Raw genomic sequence first — 26330 nt, forward strand, 5'->3', positions numbered from 1 at the left:
CGACCCCTTCCTTATTATTTGCTCTAGCCAATACGGGCCCCCCAGCGCAAGCACTTGCCCCCCGGAAGCCCCCAGAGAAACGCGCTGGCTCGGCTAGAAGTTATCGGCGGCAAGTGAGCCCAAGCGAACGCCTCCGCGACATTGGGTGCAGCGTCACGCTGCTGTGTACTGTGTGGTGGTGTGTGTGGGTATTTTATAAAGTCGTATACAAAATGTATATTGTTATAACGATAGGTAGAAACCAGTACACACCGGCACACGCTACACGTTTCCTGGATAATATCACTCCTAGAATTATACAGCATTTTATATAACAACCTAAAATGAAACATTTATAATCATCAAAACACAATTAAAAGATTATTAAAAGGAGCTTGTTGTTTATGATATGCCATCTCTTAAGCAGCGTCGGTATCATTGGCGGGGCGGATGGGCCCACTGCGGTATTCGTTTCTTGGAGGACTTCCCCGGCGGTTCAAAAGGCCCTGGAAATTATGGTCAGCGGCATGCTGGGCATCTTTGTGGTGATCGGGGTCATTGCCCTTATCACCTCTCTGCTGGGCCGCATGGGACGGAATAAATAACCCCTCCGCTTTTTGGGGAGCGCCCCTTTCCCCAGCTTGATGCAGGGACTAATATGGTCCCCTCTGCTCCGTGGAAGAACCGGCTCCCGGGAAGAGCCCACGCTGCCCGCCCCCGAAAAAGCCCCCTGGCCAGGAAGCAAATAAAATGCGCGGTAGGGTACCCCCCTGGCTCTCTCCAAAACTTGACAATATTTCTGTATGGTTGTATAATATTCTTGAATACCCTATCAAGGAGGTTGTGCAACATGAAAAAAACCACCCGCTGGCTGGCCCTGGTGCTGGCCCTTTGCCTGTTGATGGGTTCTGCCCTGGCGCTGCCCGCCGCCGCCCAGGATGAACCGGAGCTGCCCTTTACGGACCTGACGCCCGTGGAGGAGGGCGAGAGGAACTTCTACCGCAAGGCCCTGGAACTGGGCCTGATGCGGGGCACCACGGCCACCACCTTTTCCCCTGGGCAGGGCGTTACCCGGGCCCAGGCTGTTACCCTGCTGGGGCGGGTCCACGAAAAGCTGGAGGGCGTGGACCTGGCAGGGGCCTTTCAGGGGCAGCCCACCGGCTACCCGGACGTGGCCCCCGGCAGCTACTATGCCCCCTACGCCGCCTGGGCCAAGGACCTGGACTTGGTGCAGGGCCAGGGCGACGGCTGCTTTGCCCCCAGCCGGGGCATGAGCTTTGAGGCAATGGCCGTGCTGCTCCACCGCTACCTGCTGGCCACGGGCCGGGACGGCTGGTACCCGCCCGAAGCGGTCTCCCCTGACATTGCCCCCTGGGCCCAAGAGGCCGCCGCCGCTGTGGGGGGGTACGGCTTCTTCCGCCACACCGGCCTTTTTGGGGGCAATACGGGCATGCAGCGCCACGACCTGTGCCTGCTCTCTGTAAGCCTGTATGAGACGCTTTCCTACCCCCGGATGGACCAGGACACCCCCCTGGAGTGCTACTCCTACTCCCTGGTGATGGACGACTCGCTTTACCCCGGCTACGCGGGAGAAAACGGCGCGGTGGACTATTCGCAAATGCTGCCCATGGCCCCCCGGGAGGCGCGGGTGCTGGGCAGCCTGGAGGAGTACCAGCAGCTAAAGGAGCGCCTTTTTGCCCTGGAGGTGGAGGGCTCTCAAAACCAGGTGCTTTACCTGGAGCGGGCCCCGTATTTAACGGTTACGGCCCAGACCTTTGAAAACTATGACCTGCTGGCCGTGAACCTTCACGAGCAGAACTGCTCTTCGTTCAGCGCCTACTTTGCCGGGCTGACCGTGGAGGAACACAGCGCCTGGGCGGAATTTGTGTGCAGCCGCAGCGGCGGCCATACGGCGGACCTTTGCGGCCAGCTGTTCTTTTTCCAGATCCCCAAGGGCGTTACCACCGCGCACCTGCGCGAGCTGTACTGGACCACCCCGGGCGGCTTTGCCCCTGGCGCGGCGTAAGCCCCCGGCAGAGCCCATGGTTCGTCAAATTTGCCAAGTCATTCATAAAGCGTTCAAAAAATACAGCGTTTTTCTTTAAAATATCGTGAAACCTAGGTCATAATTCCGGAGTAAACTAATACCATCGAAAGCGAAGGAGGCGATAGAAACAAAGAATAAATTCAGAAAACCCTTCATATTTTGTCTATCGAGTAAGCTATAGCTTGCTGTAAGGCGTCCCATACGGGGGCCGCTACTTCTTTACATCTTTCTTTTACTGTCCCTTCTACCGGGCGAGACCGGCAATAGCCGGACCCGCGGAACTGCCAGCCGCTTTGCCCGGTAGTTGCGGCAGACCAAAAATTCTCGTCCCTGCACCCTTTGTGCAGGGGCGTTTTTAATTTCCATCATAATTTCCTCTTCTGGTGGCAGATTAAAAAACGGGGCGAAAAGCAACGGCCTTTTTGGCGGGCGCTTTTCAAATTGACGGCAAAGGCGCCGTGGGGCAAACGCTTGTACTTCGCGTAAAGCCATACGCGCCCGCCAGCCCCGGGAAGGGGGAATTTTATGAAAAAATTTGGTTTTAGCAAAAGCGCCTTTTGCAAGGCCCTGCGCACCTTTTCGGCCAGCGTGGGCATTACGGCGGTGTGCATGCTGGCCACAGTCAGCCTTTTGGGCCTGGAAGGACCCAAAGAGGCCTGGGTTTCAGCACAGCCCGCCTGGCAGGACCAGCAGGGGGCCCAGGCCGCCGCCGCCTTTGGCGAAGCGGCCACGCCTGCCACCACCCAGGCCCAGGACCTATCCTCCCACAGCGTGGTGCCCATGGGGCAGGCCTTTGGCATCAAGCTGTTCACCGATGGGGTTATTGTGGCCTCGCTCTCCGATATTTATACCACACAGGGCGTGTGCTGCCCGGCCGCCCAGGCGGGGCTGCGGCCCGGGGACTACCTGGTCTCTGCGAACGGGGTGGAGATTGAGAATAACGCCGCCCTGGCCAGCTATATTGGCAAAAGCAACGGCCAGTCCATCACCTTTCTGGTGCGCAGAAACGGCCAGGACTTTGAGACCACGGTGACCCCTGTGTTTGGGGAGGGGTCCTTTAAAACCGGCATGTGGGTGCGAGACAGCGCCGCCGGGGTGGGCACCCTGACCTTTTACGACCCGGCCACCGGGTGTTTTGCGGGGCTGGGGCACGGCATCTGCGACAGCGACGCCGGCCATGTGATGGAGCTGAAAAGCGGCGAACCGGCGGGCATCACCCTGTGCGGCATTGTTCGGGGCGCGCCGGAACGCCCCGGCCAGCTACAGGGGTATTTCTCCTCCGACGACCCCATGGGCTCTCTGCTGGCCAACAACGAGACCGGGGTGTATGGCCAGCTGTATGAAGCGCCCCAGGGCCAGCCCGTGGAGGTGCTGCCCAGAAACCAGGTGCACCCCGGGCCTGTGCAGATTTTAGCCAGCATTGACCAGGCGGGCCCCCGGCTGTATGAGGGGGAGATTGTAGAGATCAGCGGCGCGGACCAGCCCACCCGGAACCTGGTGGTGCGGGTGACAGACCCTGTGCTGCTGCAGGCCACTGGGGGGATTGTGCAGGGGATGAGCGGCAGCTGCATCCTGCAAGACGGAAAAGTGGCCGGCGCTGTGACCCATGTGTTCACCGACGACCCCACCATGGGGTATGGCATCTTTGCCGAGACGATGTTGGAGCAGTGCCGCAAGGCATCCGAAAACACCGGCGCCGCCGCGTAGCGCCTGGGGCAAAGGCTAAAGGGAGAGCGTCCTCCCCTTGGCCTTTGCTCTTTTTTGTTATGGAGCGCGGCCCGGGCCCTTCTCAACAAAAAATATTTTTCCCCACCCCGGACCTAAGTTTTCCTCTGGGATTCAAAAGGCCTCCGCTTTTTGTGGCAGGGGCCTTTTAGGCAGGCTCCTTACTTTTCCGGCAGCCTTGCCGCCGCCCTGAATCCTCAGCTTCTTCTTGATATCCTGTTCGCTTAATTTCAAATGCTGTTGCCCTGAGTGGGAGATAGAAAACACTTGACTTTTTTTGCAAATAATGGTACTATCAAATTGTAACTAAAGTGCAGATAATATCGAAAAAATACACTTTCCTTGTACTTGACGGAAAATGTATGGCAGATGATTTTCTGTTTAGTAATAGTTTCATGAAAGGAGATATTTCCATGAAGAAGTATCTTGTTGTGCTAATCGTAGTACTGTTGATATGCTTGTTGGGTATTACAGCTTCGGCTTCTGATGAGCTTGTTTGTTACGTTGAGAGGTATAGCTCTGATGCAACAACAGATACTAGCAGTATTGTGGAAGCTTACACAAAAGCTATGAAAGAGATTGATTCTGAGCAATTAGACACCAAAGCACGCATGGAACTGATAGCAGAGGCTTATGAGAATGCCGGATGGACTGTAATAATAGAGGAACCAATCGTTGCGCGTGCGTTGGATATTGACCCGGAGACTCTGGAATTGGCCTACTCTGATATAGACAGCGCCACTGCAGAGCAAAGGGAGAAAATAATAGATGCACGTGAAACAGTTATCGATCAATATAGCTGGCAGAACGATATTGAAGCGCCTGACTGTGTGAGCTATGTTGTAAATCAAAACGACCGCGAAATTACTTTCAGTCCACTTTTCAGTGAACTTTTCCCTGGATGGGATGCGCCACGCCATGTACAAACTGAGGAAGACCTTATAGATGAAGTTTCAAATGGCGTTTTGTTAGCAGCGGCTGCTCTTTACTATGATGGCGATTATTATGTTCGCGCAGCAACTAATACAAATACGCTTTCTTTCTGTTCTGTACCGGTTGACCAAGCCTATAGAAATAAGATTTCAACTTGTGCTCATCGGTCGTATACCAACGGATTGTACCATATAAATTATGACTACAATACCAATGCTGGCGTAAGGCTAGCAACTCGTACTAGAGTTCCTATTGGATTGGCTTTTGTTGTCGAGCCAGGGCCGAATTACACTCATTCATGGGTGAATCCCTGTGTGAGTACTTTTGATACACCCGGAACTGTATATATGCGAGTGAAAAGGGAGCTCTTGTCGTGATAATATGCTTATGAATAACCGTAAGTAAACCTTTCCCTGCCATATAAAAAAGCCCCTCTCCAGCAGTTTTCCCTGCCAGAGAGGGGCTTTCATATTTCAAGTGGAACCCGGCAAAGGCCGGGCAAGGCGCCGTCCCTGCCGCCAGGAGCCACTTTTACCAGGCGATTCCCTGAAACCGCCGGAAGGCCTCCATGCTTTTTTCCACGCTGGCCAGCTGGCTTTCCATGCGGGTATAGTCCTGCTCTAAAATAATGTACTCCGCGCCTGTGTACTGGTTGGCCGCGTGGATGATCTCCTGAATGGGCATAATCCCGGTGCCAATCTCCGTAAAGGCCGTGTTGCGAATGGCCCGGGCCTTTTCCTCCTCTTCCGCCAGCTTTCCGCCCTGCTTGGCGTACTGGCTGCCGCCGTCTAGGCCAAAGGAGTCCCCGGGCTTCATCTCATAGTCCTCTGGGGCCAGGCCAATGGCGTTAATGGGAGCCAGGCTGTCCCAGGCAAAGTCTTTCTGGTGAATCAGCTTTACCCGCTGGCCATAGCGCTTTAGCTGCTCCACCGGGTCTTTTCCCGCCCGCATGGTCCAAAAGGTGTCCAGCTCCAGCGAGAGGTAGTCTGGGTCCGTGTTTTCCACAATATGGTCCAAAATGCTCTTGCCCCCAAAGGTGCGGAACTCGTGATGGTGGTTGTGGTAAAGGAAGCGCAGGCCCTCTTGGCGGCAGGCCTTTCCCAGGCGATTAAAGGCCTGGCACTGGCGCATAAGATCCTCATAGGTGGTAAAGCGGCACATGGGGTTTACAATATTCCGGTTGCCCAGGGCGCGGTTATAGGCCAGCACGGCGGGCAGGTCCGCTTTTTCCAGGGGGAAAACATGGGCGCTGACCACCTGGGCCCCAAACCGGTCGAACGCCGCTTTCAGGGTTTCTGCTTCCACCCCAAAGCCGCACCCCGGGTCCTGGATGGCATTGTGGTTGCACACCTCGATATTTTTATAGCCCAGGCCAGCCACCCGCTCCACGGTGGCAATGGGGTCTTTGGCCATTTCGTTTCGGACAGAATAGAGAATCAGTCCTACTTTCAGCATAGCGGTTCTCTCCTTTGTATAAAGATAGGGTCTATGAGACCTCTTGTGAAATGGGAACCAGCCGGCAGGCAAAGTACGCGGTCCAGGGGCAAAGCCCCACGATCTTGCCAGCGGGTGAGCGCCCGCCGCTTATTCCACCCGGGTCAGCCCCAGGGCCATGTACTCTTTGCCGGGAAGGGGCCCTTAGGCCAGGTCGATGTTGACGCCCTCCAGGCCCACATACGCGCCAGCCTTGGCCTCGTTGGCGTCCGGGTGGGCCAGCAGCCACTTGTTCCGGGCCCACAGCCGGGCGTCCTCTGGGTCCTTCTCCTGGATCTCCGGCTTGGCCGTGTTGGTGCCCTTGGGCAGAGCCACCGCCACCCGAAAGCCCGCTTCCGCCTGCACATGGCAGGGGGCGTAGTGCAGGGTGGTCTCGTACACCTGCACCACCACGCCCGCGGGTACCTGGAAGCCCCGCACCCTGGCGGTGTCCAGCTTACCGTCCACAATGTCGTCCATCTTGGCCAGCAGCAGGATAAAGTCCCCGGTACCGATGTTTACCTCGCTGTCCCGGTGGTATTCCAGGCAGTTCAGCTTGGTGTTCCGGCCCCAGCACATTCCCAGCTGAAGCGGCATGCCGCCATAGGCCCGGTCCGCCAGCTGGGAGAAAATGCCGCAGGCCTCTAACGACGCGATCCCCGGCTGGTAGGCCACCCCTTCCTCGGGCAGGGGAATGGCGTTCATGGCCGCTGCCAGCTGGGTGGTGTCATAGCCCTCCAGAACCTTTCCATAGGGCGTAAAGCTTGGGTCATACACTGATTTAATTTCCATGGTTTTGCCTCCTTTTTAGGGTGGTAGCGCTCTGCGCCACCGCTTGCTTTGGAACCTTTTTAAAAAAAGCCCCCTAAGAACCTTTAAAAACTTTTGCTGCGGCTTTTTCGGATGGCGGCCAGTTGGGCCCTGCCCCCGCCGCTTTTTCCCCCCCAGCGCCCAGCCCAATGGCCCCGGGCCCGTATCACCCAAAAAAGCAAAAATGAAGCCGCCAAGAACCGGGCTGGCCCGCACCAGCAAACGGCTATGCCCCGCTTAGCTTCTCGTGAATGGCCTTGGCCGCCGTTTTGCCCGCGCCCATGGCCAAAATTACCGTGGCCGCGCCAGTCACCGCGTCGCCCCCGGCGTACACGTTTTCCCGGCTGGTTCGGCCCGTCTGCTCCTCCACGATAATGCCCCCCCACTTCTGGGTCTCCAGCCCCTGGGTGGTGGACTTAATCAGCGGGTTGGGGCTGGTGCCAATGGCCATGATCACACAATCCAGGTCCAGCACAAAGCCCGACCCGGGCTTTTCCACCGGCCTGCGGCGGCCAGAGGCGTCTGGCTCTCCCAGCTCCATTTCCAGGCACTCCATGCCCGTTACACAGCCGGTTTCATCCCCCAGAATCCGGGTGGGGTTGTTCAGCAGCTTAAAGACCACGCCCTCTTCTTTGGCGTGCTCCACCTCTTCCGCCCGGGCGGGCAGCTCCGCTTCCGAGCGGCGGTAGACAATATACACCTCTTCGGCCCCCAGGCGCTTGGCGCACCGGGCCGCGTCCATGGCCACGTTGCCGCCGCCCACCACAGCCACCCTTTTGGCATGCTGAATGGGCGTGTCGCTGCCGGGCAGATAGGCTTTCATCAGGTTCACCCGGGTAAGGAACTCATTGGCGGAATAAACGCCCTTCAGGTTTTCCCCGGGAATATTCATAAACCGGGGCAGCCCCGCGCCGCTGCCAATGAACACCGCCTGAAAGCCCTGCTCCATCAGCTCGTCCACAGACAAGGCCCGGCCAATGACCATGTTGGTCTCTATCTTCACTCCCATTGCCTTTAGGCCCTCGATCTCCTTTTGCACAATGGCCTTGGGCAGGCGGAACTCTGGAATGCCGTATACCAGCACACCCCCGGCGGTATGGAGGGCCTCGAACACCGTGACCTCATACCCCAGCCGGGCCAGGTCCCCGGCGCAGGTGAGCCCCGAGGGGCCCGAGCCCACCACCGCCACCCTATGCCCGTTGCTCTTGGGACGCTTGGGGGCTTCTTTTGCGTGGGCGTTGTGCCAGTCTGCGGCAAAGCGCTCTAAGCGGCCAATGGCCACCGGCTCGCCCTTTACGCCCCGAACACAGTACTTTTCGCACTGGGTCTCTTGGGGGCACACCCGGCCGCAGACAGCGGGCAGGGCGCTGCTTTTGGCAATGACCTGGTACGCGGCCTCAAAGTCTCCTTCCGCCATTTGCGCGATAAACTCTGGAATGGCAATGTTCACCGGGCAGCCGCCCACGCAGGGCCGGTTTTTGCAGTTCAGGCAGCGCTTGGCCTCATCCACGGCCTGTTCCTTGGTATAGCCCAGGGCCACCTCTTCAAAATTCTTGTTGCGGACCTGGGGGTCCTGCACGGGCATCTCGTTTTTCTTCAGCGACCTATTCGGCATTTTCCGCCACCCCCTTTCGAAACAGATTGCAGGTCTCCTCATGGGCGCGGCGCTCAAAGTCCCTGTACATGGCGCCCCGGGCCATGGCCTCGTCAAAGTCCACCTCAAAGCCGTCAAAGTCCGGGCCGTCCACACAGGCGAACTTGGTCACCCGCCTGCCCTCTTGAATCAAGCTTAGGCGGCAGCCGCCGCACATGCCCGTGCCGTCTATCATGATGGGGTTCATGCTGACGGTGGTGGGGATGTGGAACGCTTTGGTCAGCTGGCAGACAAACTTCATCATAATCAGCGGGCCAATGGCAATCACCCGGTCGTAGGCCTCGCCGCTTTCAATCAGCCCCCGCAGGGCGTCTGTAACCAGCCCCTTCTCTCCCCAAGAGCCGTCGTCGCTCATTTTGCGGAATTTCGTGCTGACCGCCGCGAACTCCTCTTCCAGAATCACCAGGCCCTGGCTGCGGAACCCCACAATAGAATGGACTTCGCAGCCCAGCTGATGCAGCTTTTTCGCCACTGGATACGCGATGGCGCAGCCCACGCCGCCGCCCACCACGGCCACTTTTTTTAGTCCCTGGGTATGGGTGGGCACCCCCAGGGGGCCGACAAAGTCCTGGATAAACTCCCCCGCTTGCTTATGGTTCAGCTTCTGGGTGGTGGCCCCCACAATCTGGAAGATAATGGTGACGGTGCCCGCCTCTCGGTCATAGTCCGCCACGGTTAGGGGGATGCGCTCCCCCTGCTGGTCCACCCGCAGAATGATGAACTGCCCGGGCTGGGCCTTTTTCGCCACAGCGGGGGCCTCCACCTTCATCCAGGTCACGGTGGGGTTCAGCTCCCGTTTCTCCACAATTTTGTACAATGTTATCACAACCTTTGTGTGCAAATTTCCCCAAAAAAATGTTTGGCTTCTTGGCGTGTGCCCGGCGTATTTCCTTTTAGGCACAGGCTGGTTTTCATTATACCACTTCTGGCAGGAAAACGCAACGGTGGATGTGGGAAGGGAGTGCCCAAACGCGTTGTTTCCCTCTCTATTTCCTTACCGGCCCCCCACCCTTCCGCCACTCCCCCTGCAAAAAGCGCCGCCAGTTTCCCGGCAGCGCTTTTTTTACCCTGGTCCTATTCCTTTTACAGGCTATAGATTCCCTGCTGGTCCGCGTCGTCGAACAGCAGCCCCAGATACCGGGCGGCCTCTCGCAGCACGGGCTTATAGCTGCCGTATACCCCGCCCACATGGTGGATGTAGGGGCCAAACATCAGCTTTTCTTCCCAGCGCTTCCAGTTCTCCGTCTCCAGCCACACATAGGTGCCCGTGGTCTCGGGGCCGTCCACGGCCCGGCCCTCTCCGCCAAAGAGATAGTACTGGCCCTCGGCCTCGTCAAAGCGGCACACTGTAATGCCGCCATTGCGCATCTTAAAGCGCTCCTGGCCTTCCACCAGGCCCGCCGGGCAGGCGGCGTCCTTTAGGGAGTAGGGGAAGGGCCCGCAGTGCCACAGCAGCTCGGCGTTGTCGTTTTCCGGGTGGCGGATGGTCAGGTCCGCCAGGAACACGGCCTCCTCGCCCAGGGCGGCGGCTTGCAGCACGGCCATGGTCACCGCGCCGTTTACGTCTGTTTCGCAGGAAAGGGGCAGGCCCGCGTCGGCCATCTCGCCCAGCACGGCGCACACCGGCGCGCCCATCAGCTGGGCGGCGCTCCAGCACTCCATGGCCCCGGCGGTGCAGCGGTTCTCCTCCATCAGCCGCTGCACCGCCAGCTTTACGGCGGCAATGCGCTCCACCTTTTCCGGCGCGGTGCGGCCGGTATCAAAGCGCCCGGCAAAGTCCGCCAAATACTCCAGATGCTTCTTTTCACGGATGATTTGGTCCGCCAGGCTCCCCACTGCCACGGGCGAAATGGGCACCACCGCGGCCCCCAGCTTGGCAGCCAGGGCGCCCTCGTTGTCCATCACGCTCATAAAGGGCTGGGGCCGGGCCCCAAACTTGGCAATGCGCATGCCCTTCACGGCCTTTATCACCGCCACGGTGCGGATGAAGTTCTCGAAGCCCTGGCGGAAATCTTCGCTTTCGGTCTCGCAGTTCCAGATGTAGCTGTAGGTCACCCCAAAGCGCCGCAGCACCTTGGTGCAGGCAAACATGCCGCACTGGGTGTCCCGGCCCCGGCCCTGGTCGGTGTTGGGGCGCTCGTCCCGGGCCCCCCACATCAGGGTGGGCAGCTTCAGGGCAGCGGCCACCCCGGCGGTGCACTGCTCCTCGCCGAAATCGCAGTGGGGGGTGAACAGGGCGTCAATCCGGGCGTCCCGGAACTTCTCCACCACGGCGGAAATTTTGTCGGTTTGAAAAAGAATGCCGTTTTCGCACAGGTCGTCAATGTCCACAATCTTCACCACGTCGGGCTTTATGCCCCGAATGACGGCCATAAACTTGTCCTTTTGGCGCTTAGCCTCTTCCATGCTGAGGAAGCCCCGCTTGGTGGGGGCCACGCCCAGGATGATGGTAGGTTTTTTCATAGGTAGCTGCTCCTTTTATTCTATATTACCATTCGGTTGGCGGCTTTGGGCAGGGCGGCGGTATGGGTGGGCTGGCGCAAAGCCCCTCCCTGCCAAAGGCCCTACAGCTGGAGGCCCGCCGCGTAGAAAGCGGCGCGCCGGTCGATTTCGGTATAGTCGATCTCCCCGGTTTGCAGCAGCTTTTGGGCCGTGTCCCAGTCTGGCACCCCGGCCCGGCCCCCCATTCTTGTGCACTTAATGCACGCGGCCGCCGTGGCCACCCGGGCGCACTCCACCGGGGCCAGCCCCCGCACCGCGGCCGCCAGGTACGCCCCGTGGAACACGTCCCCTGCGCCGGTGGTATCCATGACCGGCACCTGATACGCCGGCACCTGGAAAAACCCGGCCTCCTGGCTATAGCCCACGGAGCCCTTGGGCCCCAGGGTAAAAACAGCCACCTCTGGGCCTTTGGCGCAGATCTCCTTGCAGTTGGCCTGGTAGTTTTTATCGTGGAACAGCACGTCATAGAAGAACTCGGAGCCAATGAACACGTTAATCTGGCCGATCTGCTCCATAAGCTCCGAGGAGTAAGAGTCCGCGTCTACCATCACCTTGGCCCCCGCCGCTTTCGCCTGGCGCACCCCGGCCATAGCCGTCTCGGTTACGTGGGAGATGAAGAACCACTGGCAGTCCGCCAAAACAGCCTGGTTCAGCTCATGGGGGTCCAGGGGGGCGGCGCTGCCGTGGCGGTAGACAATGCTGCGGCCCTGGGTCTCCCGGTCGCTGATGACAATGGACAGGGAGGTGGTCTCCCCCTCTCGGGGATACAGGCCGGCGGTGTCTACCCCATGGCGCTGGAAGTCCTTCTCTACAAAGCGCCCGTAGTCGTCGCTGCCCACAGCCCCCAGAATGGCGCACCGGGCCCCCAGCCGCGCCGCCGCCGCCAGGCCAGAGGCCACCTTGCCGCCCCCCTGCCAGCTTAGGGCGTTCACCCCGGTGCCGCCGTTGGGCTTTGGGAACACGTCCACGTTTACCAGCAGATCCACGCAGGGCATGTCATAGCCCGCGATATCGTATTTTTTCAAAGTTGAAGCCCCCTCCTACAGTGTGACCCCGTCCGGGTTCAGCAGGCGCATTTTGCCCCGGACAAAGTCAATGGCCCCCTGGGCGGCGTCCATCATCAGCCCGGGGAAGCCGCCCTTCTGGGCGTTCTCCACACTGGCGGCAATGCTGGCCCCGCAGGCCCGGAAGTACTCGGTGGCAATGTTAAACTTGCTCATGCCCAGCCGCACGCTCTCTTGCAGCTGCTCGTGGGGAATGTCCGAGCAGCCGTGCAGCACCAGGGGCACGGGCAGGGCCTTGCGCAGGGCGGCAATGCGGGCAAAATCCAGGCTGGGCTTTTGCACATACTCGCCATGGGCATTGCCCACGGCCACCGCCAGGGACCCGCAGCCAGTGCGCCGCACAAACTCCACAGCCTGGTCCACGTTGGTGTAGTGGCCGGCGTTGACAATATCGTCCAGCCGCGCGCCAGAGCCCACGTGGCCCAGCTCTGCCTCCACGTCGACGCCGAACACAGCGGCGGTGCGCACCACGGCGGCGGTAACCGCCACGTTCTCCTCATACGGCAGGGCGGAGCCGTCCACCATCACAGAGGGGAACCCGGCCTTAATGCCTCCCACGGCAATCTCGTAGCTGGCGGAGTGGTCCAGGTGCACGGCAATGGGCACAGGGGACTCTTCCGCGAAGGCCCGGGCAATAGACGCCACATGCCGCAGCTCTATGTAGTCGGAAAAGCCGGGATACAGCTGAATAATCACCGGCATGTTCTCTTGGCCGGCCGCCTGGGCCACCCACTTAACCGTCTCATAATTGAACACGTTCACAGCCGCCACACCGTAATGGTTCTCTGTGGCATGGGCCAGCAGGTCCTTCACCTTTACCAATGGCATTTTGCGAATCCTCCTATGATTTCAAACAAAATAATAGAATATTTTTTCACCGGGTTCCCGGCTATTTAGGAGATTGTACCACACCTTTTTAAGAAGCGCAAGCGGGTTTGGGGTTATTTTTCCAAATTTTACGCCGACTTATTGTATAAGAGGGTTCTCTTTTCCCTGGCCAGCGGCTATTTCCCCAATTCCCCGCCGCCCCATGGGGTCCATCTTTATGGGCCGGCCATATCGTTTTGCTTAAGGCAAATAAAGCACGATATTCCACGGTCCCTTTGTCAGGAGGTTCTCACCATGTCAACCGGCTCCATCAACGCCTATACCAAAAATTTAAAACTCCAAATGCAGTGGGAGCTAAAGCAGCGCCAAGGGGACTTCTCCAGCCACAAGGCCCCCAGCCCGGACGGCTCCTGCCAGGAAGAGGACGAGGAGCAGAGCAAACAGCGCCTGCGGGGCATTCAGCAGAAGGTTTTTGCGGGCCAAAAACTTACCACCCAAGAGCGCCTCTATCTGCAAACCCAGGACCCCGACTCCTACACCCAGCTGGAAGCCAACGAGCGGGAGCAGCGGATCTACCAGCAGCGGCTGAAAATGTGCCGTACCAAAGAGGAGGTCCAGCGGCTGAAGATGTGCTATGTGGGCTCTTCCCTTAGCCAAATACGGGCCATTGAGCGGGACGCAAGCCTAAGCAAAGAAGAAAAAATGAAGCGCATGGTGGGCCAGCTGGAGCGCTGCGACCTGCTGAACAAGAGCGCCAACGACTATTACCGCCGGGGCGAATACAGCCAGCTGCCCAATGAGGCCGAGCAGGCCAAGGCCCGCAAGGAAGAGGCCCAGGCCAGGCGTTTGCCCCGCCGGAGCAAAAAGAAGTATACCGTAAAGCGAAAAACCACCACTGTGGCCAGAGACCGGAACGGGAAAAAGAAAGTGGTGCGGGAGAAAAAGGAGCGGACCCGGCGGGAGGAGAAGACGCCCATGTTTAAACCCGAGTCCCCCGAGCTGCGGAAATACCGCCGGGCCCGGGCCAAGGCCGCCTATGCCGCCGCTACGGCCACCGAGCCCGCCGCCCTTTTGCGCTGCCCCTGTATGGACCTGAAAATATAGCCCCGCCGCTGGCGCTGTGCCGCCCAAAACCAAAATTTCGATCCTTTCTAATTTCTTTTTTGTTTGTTTTTCATTTAGGTCTGGTATTATATAGGAAAATATGCTACAATAGGCTGTGGACCTTTGTCCGCAGCTTATTTTCGTATAGTTCGCGCAAAGGGGCAGACGCTCTTTGGAACGGGCGGTATAGCCGCCTGTCGCGTTACTATACCTATAAGGAGTATTGCAATGGTTTATTTCCCGGTCATCTTTCTGTGTATGGCAGGGCTATTTATCACCCTGTTTCAGGACCGCTACCGCATTTGGGCCACCGTCGGGGTCACCGCCGGGGTATATATCCTTTCCATCGTGGCCTCTGTTTTGCTCAAAGGGGTGGCCCAGGGCCCTGTGCTAAGCCAGCAGCTTCCCTGCGCGGCAGGGGCCGCGCTGTTCTTTGGGGCCTCCTTTTTCATACAGACCAATAATCTGCTGCAAAAACTCTTTTTGGCCATGCTCTGTATGGCAAACTTTGCCTTTCTTCTGCTGTTCCTGCCCCTTCTTTTGGGGGTTATGCCCTTTTCTGTGGCAGGCGCGCCGGGGGGCATTATCTCTGTAATAGCCACGCTGCTTCTATACCTGCTGTTTGGCCTGTGCCTTTACCGGCCCCTACAGCGCTTTGCGGACCGGGGCCCCTCTTTCTTTATGGTGGGCATGATACTGGCCGCTGTGTTCCAGTACTTGCTGTGTTTAGGCCAGCTGGACCTGGTTTTGCGGGTGCGCACCCCCGCCGGGCGGCTGCTGGTGGCTGTGGCCGTGTATGCCCTGATGCTTTTCACCCTGCGCAGCGTGTACCAGGCCGGGCGCTGCCAGGCCGAAAACGCCAAGCAGGAGGCCCGCCGCCACATGATGGAAATGGAGTCTGGCGACTACATGGACATGCTGGCCGCGATTCGTGAGGTACGCGCCGCCCAGAAAACCGGCGAGTACGCCCTGGACACCGTGGTGCAGCTGATGCGCGAGGGCCAGCAGGAACGTATCCCTGTGTACATAAACATGACAAAACGCAACGCCGCCGGGAACCCGATTCTGGAGCGCTACCACGAGAACCACTATCTCAACGCGGTCATTGCCACCAAAGCGGCCTTTGCGGCCCAGAACGACATTGATTTCCAGTGCAGCGCCGCTATGGGCGACGTGCCCTTTACCACCGCCGAGCTGTGCATTGTGGTAAACGAGATGCTTACCCGGGCCTGCCTGGACGCGGCCGCCTTTGAAGGGCGGCGGCGCCTGCGGTTTACCGTGATTCCCGGAGAGGACGCCCTGCGGCTGGAGGCTGTGTACAGCGGCGTTCTGCCAGAAAAAAAGCGGTTTTCCCCCCGGGGAAAAAGCTTTGCGGAGCTTTTGTCCTGGTTGTTTGACGACGCCCCGGAGAAAGACAGCGAACTGCGGGGGCTGGAAAACTCTGCGGAAATTGCCCTGGCCCACAGCGGCAGCTTAACGGTGGCAGGCGCCCAGGACGAGGTGATTCTGCGTACCAATCTCCGGTATTGAGTCCATAGAAATTTTTACTAACTTTATCAAAAAGGAGCGCTTTTTCTATGAGCAGCACTGCTCTTACCCCCCCGGTTCTGGCCGCTTTTGGCCTGGACCCCGCCGCTTGCCTAGAGGTTGTCCACGGCGGCCATATCAACGATACCTACCTGGCGGCCGGAAAATACATCATCCAGCGGATCAACCGCTTTGTGTTCCCCCGCCCTGACCATATTATGGAAAACATGGTGGGCGTCACCCGCTACCTGCGGCAGCGGGTTTTGGAAAAAGGCGGCGACCCGGACCGCGAGATCCTTCAAATTGTCCCCACGGTCCAGGGCGCGCCCATTTTTGTGGACGCTAGTGGCAACCATTGGCGCTGCACCCGGCACATTGCCGGAACCCTGTCTTTCGAGACCCCGGACAGCCCGGATATGCTGGAAGAGGCGGGCCGGGCCTTTGGGGCGTTCCAGGCCATGCTAAGCGGCTACCCCGCCGCCACGCTTCACGAAATTATCAAAGATTTTCACAACACGCCCGCCCGGGTCCAGCAGCTGCGGGACGCCGCCGCCAGGGACCCTAAGGGCCGCCTGAAAGAGGTTGCGGCAGAGATGGACTTTGCCCTGTCCCGGGCAGAGCGGGCCGGCCTGCTGATGGGAATGCTGGAGCAGGGCCAGCTGCCCCTGCGGGTGACCCACAACGACACAAAAATGAGCAATATCCTCTTTGACGCGGCCACCCGCAAGGCGGTGTGCGTCATTGACCTGGACACTGTGATGCCGGGCCTGACGGCCTTTGACTTTGGGGACTCCATTCGGGCCGGAGCTTCCACCGCTGCCGAGGACGAGGCAAACCTTGACAAGGTTTGCTTTGACCTGGGGCTTTTTCAGGCCTACACCCAGGGCTTTTTGTCCTCTGCCGGGGCTGCCCTAACCCCCGCCGAGCTGGACACCCTGCCCGATGGGGCCTGGGCCATGACCTATGAAGTGGGCATTCGCTTTTTGGCGGACTACCTAAACGGCGACGTGTATTTTCGTACCGCCCGCCCTGGCCACAACCTGGACCGCTGCCGGAACCAGTTCCACCTGGTAAAGCAGATGGAAGAGCACCGGGCCCAGATGGGCCGCATGGTATCCCAGGCCGCGGGAAAATAAAAGGGGCTTCCCCCCTGCCGGCTGGCCCCCTGATCAGGCCGGGGCCTTTGGGCTAAAAAGCTTACGGCAACACCACAGAATTCCTGGCTAAGGCCTTAAGCGCCGTCTTACCTGCATCTTTTTCGGCGTATATTTCGCTGGTCAGTCCCTAGACTGCCGGCGCTCAATCTATACGATCTGACGAGGACAATACGGCACTTTGGAATTGCGCGGTATCCCTTTAAAAAGAGATAAAAAGAGCCCCTCCCCTGTGGAGAGGGCTCTTTTTTATAAAAATTTTCCGCCCTGCACCACAGCTTCCGCACAGCGGATGCCGTCTACCGCCGCCGAGATAATGCCCCCCGCGTAGCCCGCGCCCTCTCCACAGGGAAACAGCCCCCGCAGCCCCAGGCTCTGGCAGTCCTCTCCCCGCAGCACCCGCACGGGCGACGAGCTTCTGGTTTCCGGGGCTGTTAGCACCCCGTCCGGATGGTCAAACCCCGCCAGCTGCTTTCCCAAAAGAGGCAGCGCCTGCCGCAGCGCTCCACTGACAAAGTCCGGCAGGCATTCCGCCACATCCCCCGCCGCCACTCCTGGCAGGTATGTGGGCTGTACCGCCCCAAAACGCAGGGTGGGGCGGCCCTTTAGAAAATCCTCCACCCGCTGGGCCGGGGCCGAATAATTCCCGCCCCCCAGCCGCCAGGCCGCCCGCTCTATCTTTTGCTGAAAGGCCACCCCCGCCAGGGGGCCCGCCCCGCCAAAGTCCTCTGGCCCCACGCCCACCAGCAGGGCCGCGTTGCTATTGGCCCCGTCCCGGGCCCAGGGGCTCATGCCATTGGTCACCACACCCCCCGGCTCCGAGGCCGCGCCGGTCACGGTGCCCCCAGGACACATGCAGAAGGTATACACCCCCCGGCCCCCAGGCAGGCGGCAGTTCAGCTTATAGTCCGCCGCGCCCAGGCCCGGGCGCCCCGCAAAGCCTCCGTACTGGGCTTTGTCGATTTGCTCTGCCGGGTGCTCTATGCGCACCCCCACCGAAAAAGCCTTGGCCGCTAGGGGCAGGCCCTCGCGCTCCAGCAGCGCGAACACGTCCCGGGCACTGTGGCCCACCGCCAGAATGGCCGCGCCGCAGGGAATCACCGCCTCTCCCGCTGGGCCCTGCACCCGCAGGCCCTGAAGCCGGCCGTTTTGGCTTAGCAGGCCCACCAGCCGGGTGGAAAACCGCACCTGGCCCCCCAGGGCAAGGATCTGCCGCCGAATCTTCTGTACCACCCCGGGCAGGCGGTCTGTGCCAATGTGGGGCTTGGCGTCTGTAAGAATCTCCTCCGGCGCGCCGGCCCTGGCCAACTCCTCCAGCACTTTACGAATGCGGCCGTCTCCGGTGCCGGTGGTCAGCTTCCCGTCGGAAAAAGCCCCTGCCCCTCCTTCGCCAAACTGCACGTTGCACTCTGGGTCCAAAAGGCGGCTCTGCCAAAAGGCCCGTACCACCCGCTCCCGCTCCTCCACGGGCAGGCCCCGCTCCAAGATAATGGGCCGCTGGCCGCACTGGGCCAGAATTAGCCCGGCAAACATCCCCGCCGGGCCAAACCCCACCACCACTGGGGGCTGGGCCGGGGCGGGGCCCTCTGGCAGCTGGTAGCAATAGGGCTTTGCAAGCCGCACCCCGGGGTCTTTCCTTTTTGCCAGCAGCCGGGCCTCTCCCTCCACCTGGACTTCCGCAGCGCAGACAAAACACACCTGGTCTTTTTTCCGGGCGTCCACAGACTTTTTCACCAGCTGAACCTGGCCTATGGCCCCCTCTGGCACCCGCAGCTTTTTGGCGGCCGCTTGGCGCAGCCCGGCTTCGGTGAAGTCCAGCCCCAGCCGCAGCCCGCTTATCCTCAACATGTCCTTTTCCCGCTCTTTCTTTATAGTTTTGCCCCGGTCTTTCGGGCTGGTTTGAAAACGCCAAAACACGGTCTGCTTTGCCCAGAAATGGCGGCTTCTGGGTCCAAAAGTCTGGAAAGGCGCCAGCATTTCTTGCGTTTTTCCCTGGAACCCACTGATTTCTTGCGCAAAAATCCAGCATTTCTCCGATTTTAAAACAGACCTCTAGGGGCGCGCCCCGCCAAAATTGCGGGCCGCCCTACCGCCGGCCGCTTGTCCCGCCAAAATCCCCGTGACCCAGGCCCAGTGCAGGTTATAGCCGCCGCAGTCTCCGTCTACGTTCAGCAGCTCTCCGGTCAGGTAGACCCCCGGCGCCAGCTTGGACTCCAGGGTGGCCAGGTCCACCTGGCAAAGCGGCACGCCCCCAGCCGTGGCCTGGGCATTTTCCCAGCCATCCGGGCCCAAAATTTCCAGCCGAAAGCCCTTTACTTTCCCCGCCGCCTGGGCCAGCTCTTTCTCTGTTACCGCCGAAAGGGCCCGGTCCGGGTCCATGCCAGCGGCTTTCACCAGCTCCCAGCCCAGCCCAAGGGGCAGGGCTCCGGCCAAAAGCTCTCCGGCGGGGCGCTGCGGCCAAAGGCTTTTCCGCTTTTCCAAATAGGCCAAAAGCTCCTCCGCCCCCATGTCCTCCAGCAGGTCCAAAGAAAGGGCCAGTCCCTTTTGGCTTAGCCCCCGCAGCCGGGCGGTAAGGTTCATCACGCAGATGCCCGAAACCGTCTCTGTGCCAAAGATCACCTCGCCGCTCTCTCCATACAGCTCCCGGCCGTTTTGGGTCAGCGCGGCCCTGGCCCTGCACCGAAGGCCCTTTAAGGCCCGGGGCAGCTTTTTCCCCACCCGCAGGCCCACCAAAGAGGGCGCAAGCCCTGTTGGCGTATGGCCAAGCCCCTGGGCCAGCCGGTAGCCCTCTCCGGCAGAGAGCCTGGGGCTGGCCTTTCCCCCGCAGCTAAGCACCACCCGCTGGGCAAACACCTCCTGCCCCCCGGGTCCTGTTAAAAGGTAGCCGCCCCGCACCGGGGCCAGGCCCTCTACCAAATAACCGCAGAGGGTCTCTACCCCCGCCTGGGCACAGGCCCCGCACAGCGCGTGAACCACCGAGGCGGCTTGCAGGCTGTTGGGATACATCCGGCCCTCTGTCCCCTGGCGGGTTAAAAGGCCCAGCTGGTGGAACTGGGCCAAAATAGTTTCCCCAGAAAACCGCCGCCACAGCCCCTGGGGAACCGGGTCTCCGTGATAATGCCCCGGCGAAATGTCCAGGTTGGTCAGGTTGCAGCGGCCGCTGCCTGTGGCCAGCAGCTTTTTGCCGGGCTTTGGGTTGCCCTCCAGCAGCAGCACGGCCCCGGGCTTTTTCAAACCGGCGGCCGCGTGCAGGGCTGCCATTAGCCCCGAGGCCCCGGCACCCACCACCGCCACCTTGCACCTGCGCATTTAGAGCACAAGCCCCAGCAGCCCATAGGACAGCGCACACATAATGATGTCCGCGATAAGCGTGCCCAGGGCCACCGAGAGCATGGCGTATTTAAAGTCCATCTTCATCAGGGCCGCTGCCAGCGAGCCGGTCCAGGCCCCGGTACCAGGCAGGGGAATGGCCACAAAGATCATCAGGCCAATGGTCTTATACCGGTTGATTTTCTCAAATTTCCCCCGGCCCTTTTCCTCCATACGGTTCACCAGCTTTACAAAGCGGGTATTGCGCATCCAGTCAAAGATTTTGTTGATGAACAGCAGGATAAAGGGGGTGGGCAGCAGGGTGCCCACCAGGCAGATGAAAAAGGCCGGCAGCATTTGCAGGTCCAGCAGCTTGGCGGCCAAAATGCCCCCCCGCAGCTCAATGACGGGCATCAGGGAGAGGACGAAAACAGTCAGTTCGGCGGGAATGGTCTGGCTGAACAGCCGGACCAGGGCTTCTACAATGTGTTCCATGCTTTTTTACTTCCTTTATTTTTGGTGAGGTTGCTTTGGCCTCCGGCGGCTTAGGAAACTTTTTGTAAAAAGTTTCCTAAGAACCTTCAAAAACTTTTCCTCCGGGGGAATTTTGGTGGGCCCGCTGGGTTAGTGGACGTGGCGGGCAGCCGGTGGGGCAGGGAGGTTTTAGGGATTTTTTCATTCGCCCGCATCTTCCGCTTGGAGCGGGGCGGGGCTCCTCTTGGGGTTCAATAGAACCCATTATACCCTATTTCCCCATGGATTGCAAGTAGGCTTCCAGGTCTCCGAAGGTATAGCCCATGTCCTCCCACTTGCCCAGCAGCTCATCCAGAATCTCCCCGTTGGTGTTCGAGGTGCTGTGCAGCAGTACCACAGCCCCTGGGTGGGCCCGGGGCAGCAGCTTATCATAGGCCTGCTGGGGGGTGGGCTGGTCGTCCTGGTACCAGTCCACATAGGCCAGGCTCCAAAAAACCGTGTGGTAGCCCAGGGCCTGGGCCATTTTCAGGTTGCTCTCGCAGAACTTCCCCTGGGGCGGCCGGTAGAGCTTTGGCATTTCCTCTCCGGTAATGTCCTGATACAGGGCCTCGTTTTTTGCCAGCTCTGCTTGAAAACTGGCCTGGTCCCCAATTGCGGACATATCCGGGTGGCTATAGGTGTGGTTGCCAATGGTGTGGCCCTCTTCCACCATGCGGCGCACCAGCTCCGGCTGGGTCTCAAAATAGTTTCCCACCAGGAAAAAGGTGGCCTTTACCCCGTGGTTTTTTAACGCGTCCAAAATTTTTTCCGTGTTGCCGTTCTCAAAGCCCGCGTCAAAGGTAATGTACAGCAGTTTTTCCTGGGTTTGGGCGCAATAAAGGCTATCGAACTGGGCCAGGTAGTCTGCCGTGGCGTTGGCCACCGGGGGCTGGCCCTCCTGCTGAAAGCTTAGGCCCCAGTTGGTAATTTCTCCAGAAACCGCCAGCGCCCGGTTCGCCCTGGGCCAAAGCACGGCCCCCAGCACCGCCCCGGCGGCCAGCAGCAGGGCCGGTATCAGCATATACATTTTTTTCATTTTTATCATGCGCTTCATTGGGGACCCCTCCTTGCTTTTCTTAGACATTTTATGCAGATTTTGGAGAGGACAGAACTTTTTCTTTGGCCAATACGGGCCCCCAGCGCAAGCGGCAACGCAAGCGTTGCATCTTTAGTCGCGGGGGCGTTCGCTTTGGCTCACTTGCCGGAGCGAACCGTTAGCCGAGCCAGCGCGTTCCTCTGGGCGCTTCCGGCGTACTCCCCCTGTCCGCGCTGGCTTGGCTAGAAGTTATCGGCGGCGAGTGAGCCCCAAGCGAACGATTCCGTGGATAATGGTCCAGCGCTTGCGCTGGGCGCTGGGCGCTGGACCGTTAATCGCGGGGGCGTTCGCTCCGGCTCACTTGCCGCTGTATATTTTTTAGCCGAGCCAGCGCGGGCAGGGGGACGGAAGCCCCCAGAGGAACGCGCTGGCTATGCTAACGGTTTACACCAGGGAGGGCGCAGCTTCGCCCGGGGAAGGTCGCCAGTGGCGACCGTTCTGACCCGACCGAGTCGGCAGACGAGACCTCCGCGAAGTGGATGCAGCGTCACGCTGCCGGAAGCCCCCAGAGGAACGCGCTGGCTACGCCAATGGTTTACACCGACGAGGGCGCAGCTTCGCCCGACTCCGCGACATTGGGTCCAGCGCTTGCGCTGGGCGCTGGGCGCTGGGTTGACTTTGGGAGTGGATTGGTGTATGATTTTTGTAAGAAATACCTGGCCCATTTGTAAGATTCATCGGCTATACTATATGTATGGTATTCAATCTATTCATTCCATCCGCTTGGAGAAAGCCTCTGCTTTTGGGCGGCAAGAAGAGAAAGCGTTAAGTACGCTTAACTCTCGCTTCGCGTTTTTGGCTTCTCCCTGTGTTCCTTTGAACACATTATTCCTTATAGAGGGGGTAATTCTATGGACAACGAGGGAAAAAACATTTTGGTGGTGGACGATGACCGGGAAATTGTTCGGGCCATTGCCCTGAACCTGGAGAGCGAGGGCTATAATGTGTTCCGGGCCTATGACGGGCTGGAGGCCCTGGACCTGGTGACCACCAAAAACATCCACCTGATTATTATTGACGTGATGATGCCCAGGCTGGACGGCCTTTCCGCTATTATGCGCATCCGCGAGGGCAAGAACCTGCCCATTATTGTCCTCTCTGCCAAAAGCGAAAACAGCGACAAAGTACTGGGCCTCTCGATGGGCGCGGACGACTATGTGACAAAGCCCTTTAACCCTATGGAGCTGGCCGCCCGGGTAAAGTCCCAGCTGCGGCGGTACACCAGCCTGGGAGACATCAACTCCCGGGGGGAAAACGTCATAATCAACGGCAGGCTGCGCTTTCATCTGGACGAACACGTTCTCTACGCAGACGGCGAGCCTGTTAAACTGACCGCCACAGAGACCAAAATTGTAGAGCTGCTGATGCGCAACCCTGGGCGCATCTTCCCGGCGGAAGAAATCTACAGCAAAATATGGAACGAGTCCGCTTATTCCACGGAAAATACCGTGATGGTGCATATCCGGCGCATTCGGGAGAAAATTGAGATTAATCCCAGCGAACCGGAATACTTAAAGGTGGTGTGGGGCATTGGCTACAAATTCGAGAAACACTAATACCTTCGCCGGGCTACTCTCTTGGCTGTGTCTGCTGGTGGTGCTGTGCGGCGCCTGCTGCGCGGTGGTTTTTTTCACCCTGGTTTTGGCCAACCCCCATACCCTGCGCTTTGCCGCCGGGCATTTGCAGGAAATTACCGGCTCTGCCGAGGGCTACTTTCATCCCGGCCCAGTGGTGGAAGAGGCACCGCGCCAGGACCTGGTATACAACTATACGGTGCAGATTATCAGCGCTCTGGCTATTTTAGGCACTGCCCTTGTACTGATTTTCCTGTTCCGCCAGGACCGCCACGCCTTTGAGAACCTGGTGGCCAAGGGCCTGGGGAAAATTTGGGTTGAGCTAAAGCTGGGAGCGCTGGGGCTGCTGTTCCTCTTAAGCCTCCTGATCGTTTTGGAGGGCTATGGCATGAAAAAAGCCTTTGCCCTTACCGTGCTGTGTGTGCTTACTGTGTACCTGCTTTGCCTGGACATTAGCCGAAACCGGCGGTTCTTTAGCCACAATATTCTTCACTCGTTCCTGGTCCGGGTTAACCGCTATGAGACCATGAGCACCTTTGAGCAGCGGGCCCTGCGCCGGGTGTACTCGGTAGTAGGGATCATTGGCGGGCTGGTGGTCCTATATGTGGTCAGCCTTTTTGTTTTCCAGCATTTTATCTTTTACGTTCAGATCCTCTTTGCAGCCACGTCTATTGTCTCTGTGGGCGTTGTGGGCACGGTGTGGTGGTATATTCTGGCCCTAAAGCGGGACCTGCGGGACTGGAACCTGCTGATGGACCAGATCACCGAAATGTACGGCGGCAACCTGAACGCCGTAAACCATGTTTCCCCTACCTCCAACCTATATGACTGCGCCATGCAGCTGAACATGATCCGCACCGGGGTGCAGAAAGCGGTGGAAGAGGGCACAAAGGCGGACCGCACCAAGATTGAGCTGATTACCAATGTGTCCCATGACATCAAGACCCCTCTGACCTCTATCATCAGTTATGTGGAACTGCTGAAGAAAGAGCCAGACCTGCCCCCCACCGCCGCGGACTATGTGAACACCATTGCCCAAAAGGCCCAGCGGCTAAGCGGTATTGTGCAGGACGTGTTTGAGGTGTCTAAGGCCGCCACCGGGAACATCAGCTTAAACCTGGAGGACCTGGACCTGGGACGGCTGATGCGCCAGACCCTGGTGGAGATGGAGCAGACCATTCAAAGGTCCCAGCTGGTATGGCGGGTGGATATTCCCGAGGTCCCTATGGTCATTCACGCCGACGGCCAGCGGCTATACCGGGTGCTGCAAAACCTTATCCGCAACTGTACCCAGTACTCTTTAGAGGGCTCTCGGGTGTATGTAACCCTTAGCGCCCAGAGCGGCCAGGCCCTTGTAAATATCCGGAACATCTCCAAAAATGAGATTACCATGAACGGCGAGGACCTAACCGCCCGGTTTGTCCGGGGAGACCAGAACCGCACCACAGAGGGCAGCGGGCTGGGGCTGTCCATTGCCAAGAGCTTTACCGAAGCCTGTGGAGGCAGCTTCTTTGTGCGCACAGACGGGGACATGTTTACCGTGACCGTGCAGTTCCCCCTGGTGGCCCTTCGGCCCGAGAGGGTTCCCATTCTACAGGTAGAAAGCCCGCCTGCCGCCCCAGAACCTATCAACCTGGATGATGGCACAAAGGAAGGCGGCTTATCGTAACCAAAGGAAACCCAAAAGACAATTTTCTCGTTTGGAATAATCACAGCATACACCGGGGCGATGGTTGTCAATGACAGCCATCGCCCTTTTCCCCGCGTTTATTTTCATGTTACGGGCAAAGCCCCCGCTGATTTCTCTTTTATCGAATTTGCAGGTCCAGCATCACTGCGTCAAAGGAGCCGGAGAGTTTTTGTAAAATCTCCTGGCGCAATGAAAGGACTAATTCCAGCTGCGGTTCCGGCACCTGAATCCAGGCCCCCCCGTGGAAAAGCCGTACCCGGAAATCCCTAAAACCCAAAGCAGACAAAGCGCTCTCGGCCTCTTCCACTCGATGCAGGTCCTCTTTTGTAATGGGCTGGCCAGTGGGCACCCGAGTAGCCAGGCAGGCATAGGCAGGCTTGTCCCAAGTAAAGAGCCCTGCCGCCCGGGAGAGCTGACGAATCTGGGGTTTGGTTAAGCCGCACTCCCGCAGGGGCGAAAGGACTTTCAGCTGGTCCAAAGCACGCATTCCTGGGCGGTCTGTGGCCTCATCAGAGGCATTGGTGCCATCTAGCAGTATGGAATACCCATCCAGCTGTGCCTGGGCCTTTAAGGCGGAAAACAGGGCCTTTTTACAGTGGTAGCAACGATCTTTGGAGTTGGCGGACACCAAATCCAGTGAGAGAATGTCCCGTTCAATAATCTGGAGTTCCACGCCCAACTGTTGACAAAGGCGCTGGGCGTCGGCCAGTTCAAAGGCGGGCTGAAAGGCCGTTTTTATATAATAAGGCCGCACTTGGGCATGGCAGGCAAGGGCCGCATACAGCAAATAGGCGGAGTCCACCCCACCGGAAAAACCCAGAGCCGCCCGGGGGTATGTTGTGAAAAAGTCCGCTAAAGTCATAGCAACCTCCTGTTTATTCAAAAAAAAAACCTGCAACCTAAATTGCAAGTTCTTTTGGCTCCCCCTGTTGGACTCGAACCAACGACCCTGCGGTTAACAGCCGCATGCTCTACCGGCTGAGCTAAGGAGGAATAAATGAGTTATTATACAGCGCCATCATAAAGTCTTAGAAAACAAAAGACAAGTACTTGGCTCATACAACTCATGGTGACCCGTGCGGGAATCGAACCCACGTTTAAGGCGTGAGAGGCCTTCGTCTTAGCCGCTTGACCAACGGGCCGAATCTGGTGCACCATCAGGGACTCGAACCCGGGACACCCTGATTAAGAGTCAGGTGCTCTACCAACTGAGCTAATGGTGCATCTAAAAGCCGTAACCGGCGTGTACCCTAAAAACTGAATAAAGCGAAAGAAGCAGGAAAGGAATCGAATCAAGGGTGGGAACAAACTTGGTCAAGCCCTCGGCCTATTAGTACTGCCAAGCTGA

General features: G+C 58.9%; 21 protein-coding genes and 3 tRNA genes. 9 read left to right on the plus strand and 15 right to left on the minus strand.

What is annotated here, in order from left to right:
• The first annotated feature begins 383 nt into the window (after positions 1 to 383).
• The 4 genes from U8U68_RS10205 to U8U68_RS10220 all read left to right on the plus strand — a co-directional run bounded on the left by U8U68_RS10205 (position 384) and on the right by U8U68_RS10220 (position 5061).
• Positions 384 to 584, plus strand: coding sequence for a hypothetical protein (locus tag U8U68_RS10205; protein WP_322200711.1), 201 nt, complete (start codon positions 384 to 386; stop codon positions 582 to 584).
• Between the two features lie 245 nt (positions 585 to 829).
• A complete protein-coding gene (locus U8U68_RS10210; protein WP_322200712.1) occupies positions 830 to 2005 on the plus strand; it encodes an S-layer homology domain-containing protein in 1176 nt (391 codons plus the stop codon).
• Positions 2006 to 2551: 546 nt separating this feature from the next.
• Complete coding sequence (gene spoIVB / locus U8U68_RS10215) at positions 2552 to 3733, plus strand: SpoIVB peptidase (protein WP_322200713.1); 1182 nt, start codon at positions 2552 to 2554, stop codon at positions 3731 to 3733.
• A 380-nt stretch (positions 3734 to 4113) separates the two neighbouring features.
• Positions 4114 to 5061 (plus strand): hypothetical protein, encoded by a 948-nt coding sequence (locus tag U8U68_RS10220; RefSeq protein ID WP_322200714.1) that lies wholly within the window; start codon positions 4114 to 4116, stop codon positions 5059 to 5061.
• 154 nt (positions 5062 to 5215) lie between these two features.
• Here U8U68_RS10220 and U8U68_RS10225 read toward each other — a convergent pair whose 3' ends face one another.
• From U8U68_RS10225 to U8U68_RS10255, 7 genes are all read right to left on the minus strand, one after another.
• Positions 5216 to 6139, minus strand: a complete 924-nt coding sequence (locus U8U68_RS10225; protein WP_322200715.1) for a sugar phosphate isomerase/epimerase family protein — start codon at positions 6137 to 6139, stop codon at positions 5216 to 5218.
• A 183-nt stretch (positions 6140 to 6322) separates the two neighbouring features.
• Positions 6323 to 6949: a DUF4867 family protein gene (locus U8U68_RS10230; RefSeq protein WP_322200716.1), complete on the minus strand. Its 627-nt coding sequence runs from the start codon at positions 6947 to 6949 to the stop codon at positions 6323 to 6325.
• Positions 6950 to 7193: 244 nt separating this feature from the next.
• A complete protein-coding gene (gene gltA, locus U8U68_RS10235; protein WP_322200717.1) occupies positions 7194 to 8582 on the minus strand; it encodes an NADPH-dependent glutamate synthase in 1389 nt (462 codons plus the stop codon).
• Positions 8572 to 9438: a sulfide/dihydroorotate dehydrogenase-like FAD/NAD-binding protein gene (locus U8U68_RS10240; protein ID WP_322200718.1), complete on the minus strand. Its 867-nt coding sequence runs from the start codon at positions 9436 to 9438 to the stop codon at positions 8572 to 8574. Before U8U68_RS10240 ends, gltA begins: the two co-directional genes overlap by 11 nt.
• A 266-nt stretch (positions 9439 to 9704) precedes the next feature.
• Positions 9705 to 11084 (minus strand): L-fucose/L-arabinose isomerase family protein, encoded by a 1380-nt coding sequence (locus U8U68_RS10245; protein ID WP_322200719.1) that lies wholly within the window; start codon positions 11082 to 11084, stop codon positions 9705 to 9707.
• Between the two features lie 101 nt (positions 11085 to 11185).
• On the minus strand, positions 11186 to 12148 hold the full coding sequence (locus U8U68_RS10250) for a carbohydrate kinase family protein (RefSeq protein WP_322200720.1): 963 nt from the start codon (positions 12146 to 12148) through the stop codon (positions 11186 to 11188).
• A 15-nt stretch (positions 12149 to 12163) separates the two neighbouring features.
• Positions 12164 to 13015: a class II fructose-bisphosphate aldolase gene (locus tag U8U68_RS10255; RefSeq protein WP_322200721.1), complete on the minus strand. Its 852-nt coding sequence runs from the start codon at positions 13013 to 13015 to the stop codon at positions 12164 to 12166.
• 294 nt (positions 13016 to 13309) lie between these two features.
• Here U8U68_RS10255 and U8U68_RS10260 point away from each other — a divergent pair, with 294 nt between their 5' ends.
• The 3 genes from U8U68_RS10260 (at position 13310) to U8U68_RS10270 (ending at position 16782) form a co-directional block, all read left to right on the plus strand.
• Positions 13310 to 14119: a hypothetical protein gene (locus U8U68_RS10260; protein WP_322200722.1), complete on the plus strand. Its 810-nt coding sequence runs from the start codon at positions 13310 to 13312 to the stop codon at positions 14117 to 14119.
• A gap of 228 nt (positions 14120 to 14347) precedes the next feature.
• Entirely contained in the window at positions 14348 to 15649 is a 1302-nt protein-coding gene (locus tag U8U68_RS10265; RefSeq protein WP_322200723.1) for a hypothetical protein, read from the plus strand.
• Positions 15650 to 15696: 47 nt separating this feature from the next.
• Positions 15697 to 16782 (plus strand): phosphotransferase enzyme family protein, encoded by a 1086-nt coding sequence (locus U8U68_RS10270; protein WP_322200724.1) that lies wholly within the window; start codon positions 15697 to 15699, stop codon positions 16780 to 16782.
• A 267-nt stretch (positions 16783 to 17049) separates the two neighbouring features.
• On the opposite strand, the gene U8U68_RS10275 is transcribed toward U8U68_RS10270, so the two are convergent.
• The 4 genes from U8U68_RS10275 to U8U68_RS10290 form a co-directional block, all read right to left on the minus strand.
• A complete protein-coding gene (locus tag U8U68_RS10275; protein WP_322200725.1) occupies positions 17050 to 18648 on the minus strand; it encodes an NAD(P)/FAD-dependent oxidoreductase in 1599 nt (532 codons plus the stop codon).
• Between the two features lie 204 nt (positions 18649 to 18852).
• On the minus strand, positions 18853 to 20109 hold the full coding sequence (locus tag U8U68_RS10280; RefSeq protein ID WP_322200726.1) for a BaiN/RdsA family NAD(P)/FAD-dependent oxidoreductase: 1257 nt from the start codon (positions 20107 to 20109) through the stop codon (positions 18853 to 18855).
• Positions 20110 to 20604, minus strand: coding sequence for a COG2426 family protein (locus U8U68_RS10285; protein ID WP_322200727.1), 495 nt, complete (start codon positions 20602 to 20604; stop codon positions 20110 to 20112).
• A 250-nt stretch (positions 20605 to 20854) separates the two neighbouring features.
• Positions 20855 to 21676: a polysaccharide deacetylase family protein gene (locus U8U68_RS10290; RefSeq protein WP_322200728.1), complete on the minus strand. Its 822-nt coding sequence runs from the start codon at positions 21674 to 21676 to the stop codon at positions 20855 to 20857.
• An 893-nt stretch (positions 21677 to 22569) separates the two neighbouring features.
• On the opposite strand from U8U68_RS10290, the gene U8U68_RS10295 reads away from it, so the two are divergent.
• Both U8U68_RS10295 and U8U68_RS10300 read left to right on the plus strand, forming a co-directional pair.
• Positions 22570 to 23274 (plus strand): response regulator transcription factor, encoded by a 705-nt coding sequence (locus tag U8U68_RS10295; protein ID WP_322200729.1) that lies wholly within the window; start codon positions 22570 to 22572, stop codon positions 23272 to 23274.
• Entirely contained in the window at positions 23249 to 24961 is a 1713-nt protein-coding gene (locus tag U8U68_RS10300; protein ID WP_322200730.1) for a sensor histidine kinase, read from the plus strand. Before U8U68_RS10295 ends, U8U68_RS10300 begins: the two co-directional genes overlap by 26 nt.
• Before the next feature lie 139 nt (positions 24962 to 25100).
• Here the strand turns inward: U8U68_RS10300 and larE are convergent, their stop codons facing one another.
• The 4 genes from larE to U8U68_RS10320 all read right to left on the minus strand — a co-directional run bounded on the left by larE (position 25101) and on the right by U8U68_RS10320 (position 26205).
• Positions 25101 to 25844: an ATP-dependent sacrificial sulfur transferase LarE gene (larE, locus tag U8U68_RS10305; RefSeq protein WP_322200731.1), complete on the minus strand. Its 744-nt coding sequence runs from the start codon at positions 25842 to 25844 to the stop codon at positions 25101 to 25103.
• Positions 25845 to 25899: 55 nt separating this feature from the next.
• Positions 25900 to 25975 (minus strand) — tRNA-Asn (locus U8U68_RS10310).
• A gap of 74 nt (positions 25976 to 26049) precedes the next feature.
• A tRNA-Glu gene (locus tag U8U68_RS10315) sits at positions 26050 to 26124 on the minus strand.
• 5 nt (positions 26125 to 26129) lie between these two features.
• Positions 26130 to 26205: transfer RNA gene (locus U8U68_RS10320), tRNA-Lys, on the minus strand.
• Between the last annotated feature and the right edge of the window lie 125 nt (positions 26206 to 26330).

This window comes from Acutalibacter intestini (assembly GCF_034334985.1).
GTDB classification, from domain to species: domain Bacteria; phylum Bacillota; class Clostridia; order Oscillospirales; family Acutalibacteraceae; genus Acutalibacter; species Acutalibacter intestini.

Bases quoted from the DNA above. Each gene is read 5' to 3' on its own strand.
- U8U68_RS10205 (WP_322200711.1), top strand. From the start codon at position 384: ATGATATGCCATCTCTTAAGCAGCGTCGGTATCATTGGCGGGGCGGAT.
- U8U68_RS10210 (WP_322200712.1), top strand. From the start codon at position 830: ATGAAAAAAACCACCCGCTGGCTGGCCCTGGTGCTGGCCCTTTGCCTG.
- spoIVB (WP_322200713.1), top strand. From the start codon at position 2,552: ATGAAAAAATTTGGTTTTAGCAAAAGCGCCTTTTGCAAGGCCCTGCGC.
- U8U68_RS10220 (WP_322200714.1), top strand. From the start codon at position 4,114: ATGGCAGATGATTTTCTGTTTAGTAATAGTTTCATGAAAGGAGATATT.
- U8U68_RS10225 (WP_322200715.1), bottom strand. From the start codon at position 6,139: ATGCTGAAAGTAGGACTGATTCTCTATTCTGTCCGAAACGAAATGGCC.
- U8U68_RS10230 (WP_322200716.1), bottom strand. From the start codon at position 6,949: ATGGAAATTAAATCAGTGTATGACCCAAGCTTTACGCCCTATGGAAAG.
- gltA (WP_322200717.1), bottom strand. From the start codon at position 8,582: ATGCCGAATAGGTCGCTGAAGAAAAACGAGATGCCCGTGCAGGACCCC.
- U8U68_RS10245 (WP_322200719.1), bottom strand. From the start codon at position 11,084: ATGAAAAAACCTACCATCATCCTGGGCGTGGCCCCCACCAAGCGGGGC.
- U8U68_RS10255 (WP_322200721.1), bottom strand. From the start codon at position 13,015: ATGCCATTGGTAAAGGTGAAGGACCTGCTGGCCCATGCCACAGAGAAC.
- U8U68_RS10260 (WP_322200722.1), top strand. From the start codon at position 13,310: ATGTCAACCGGCTCCATCAACGCCTATACCAAAAATTTAAAACTCCAA.
- U8U68_RS10265 (WP_322200723.1), top strand. From the start codon at position 14,348: ATGGTTTATTTCCCGGTCATCTTTCTGTGTATGGCAGGGCTATTTATC.
- U8U68_RS10270 (WP_322200724.1), top strand. From the start codon at position 15,697: ATGAGCAGCACTGCTCTTACCCCCCCGGTTCTGGCCGCTTTTGGCCTG.
- U8U68_RS10275 (WP_322200725.1), bottom strand. From the start codon at position 18,648: ATGTTGAGGATAAGCGGGCTGCGGCTGGGGCTGGACTTCACCGAAGCC.
- U8U68_RS10280 (WP_322200726.1), bottom strand. From the start codon at position 20,109: ATGCGCAGGTGCAAGGTGGCGGTGGTGGGTGCCGGGGCCTCGGGGCTA.
- U8U68_RS10285 (WP_322200727.1), bottom strand. From the start codon at position 20,604: ATGGAACACATTGTAGAAGCCCTGGTCCGGCTGTTCAGCCAGACCATT.
- U8U68_RS10290 (WP_322200728.1), bottom strand. From the start codon at position 21,676: ATGAAGCGCATGATAAAAATGAAAAAAATGTATATGCTGATACCGGCC.
- U8U68_RS10295 (WP_322200729.1), top strand. From the start codon at position 22,570: ATGGACAACGAGGGAAAAAACATTTTGGTGGTGGACGATGACCGGGAA.
- larE (WP_322200731.1), bottom strand. From the start codon at position 25,844: ATGACTTTAGCGGACTTTTTCACAACATACCCCCGGGCGGCTCTGGGT.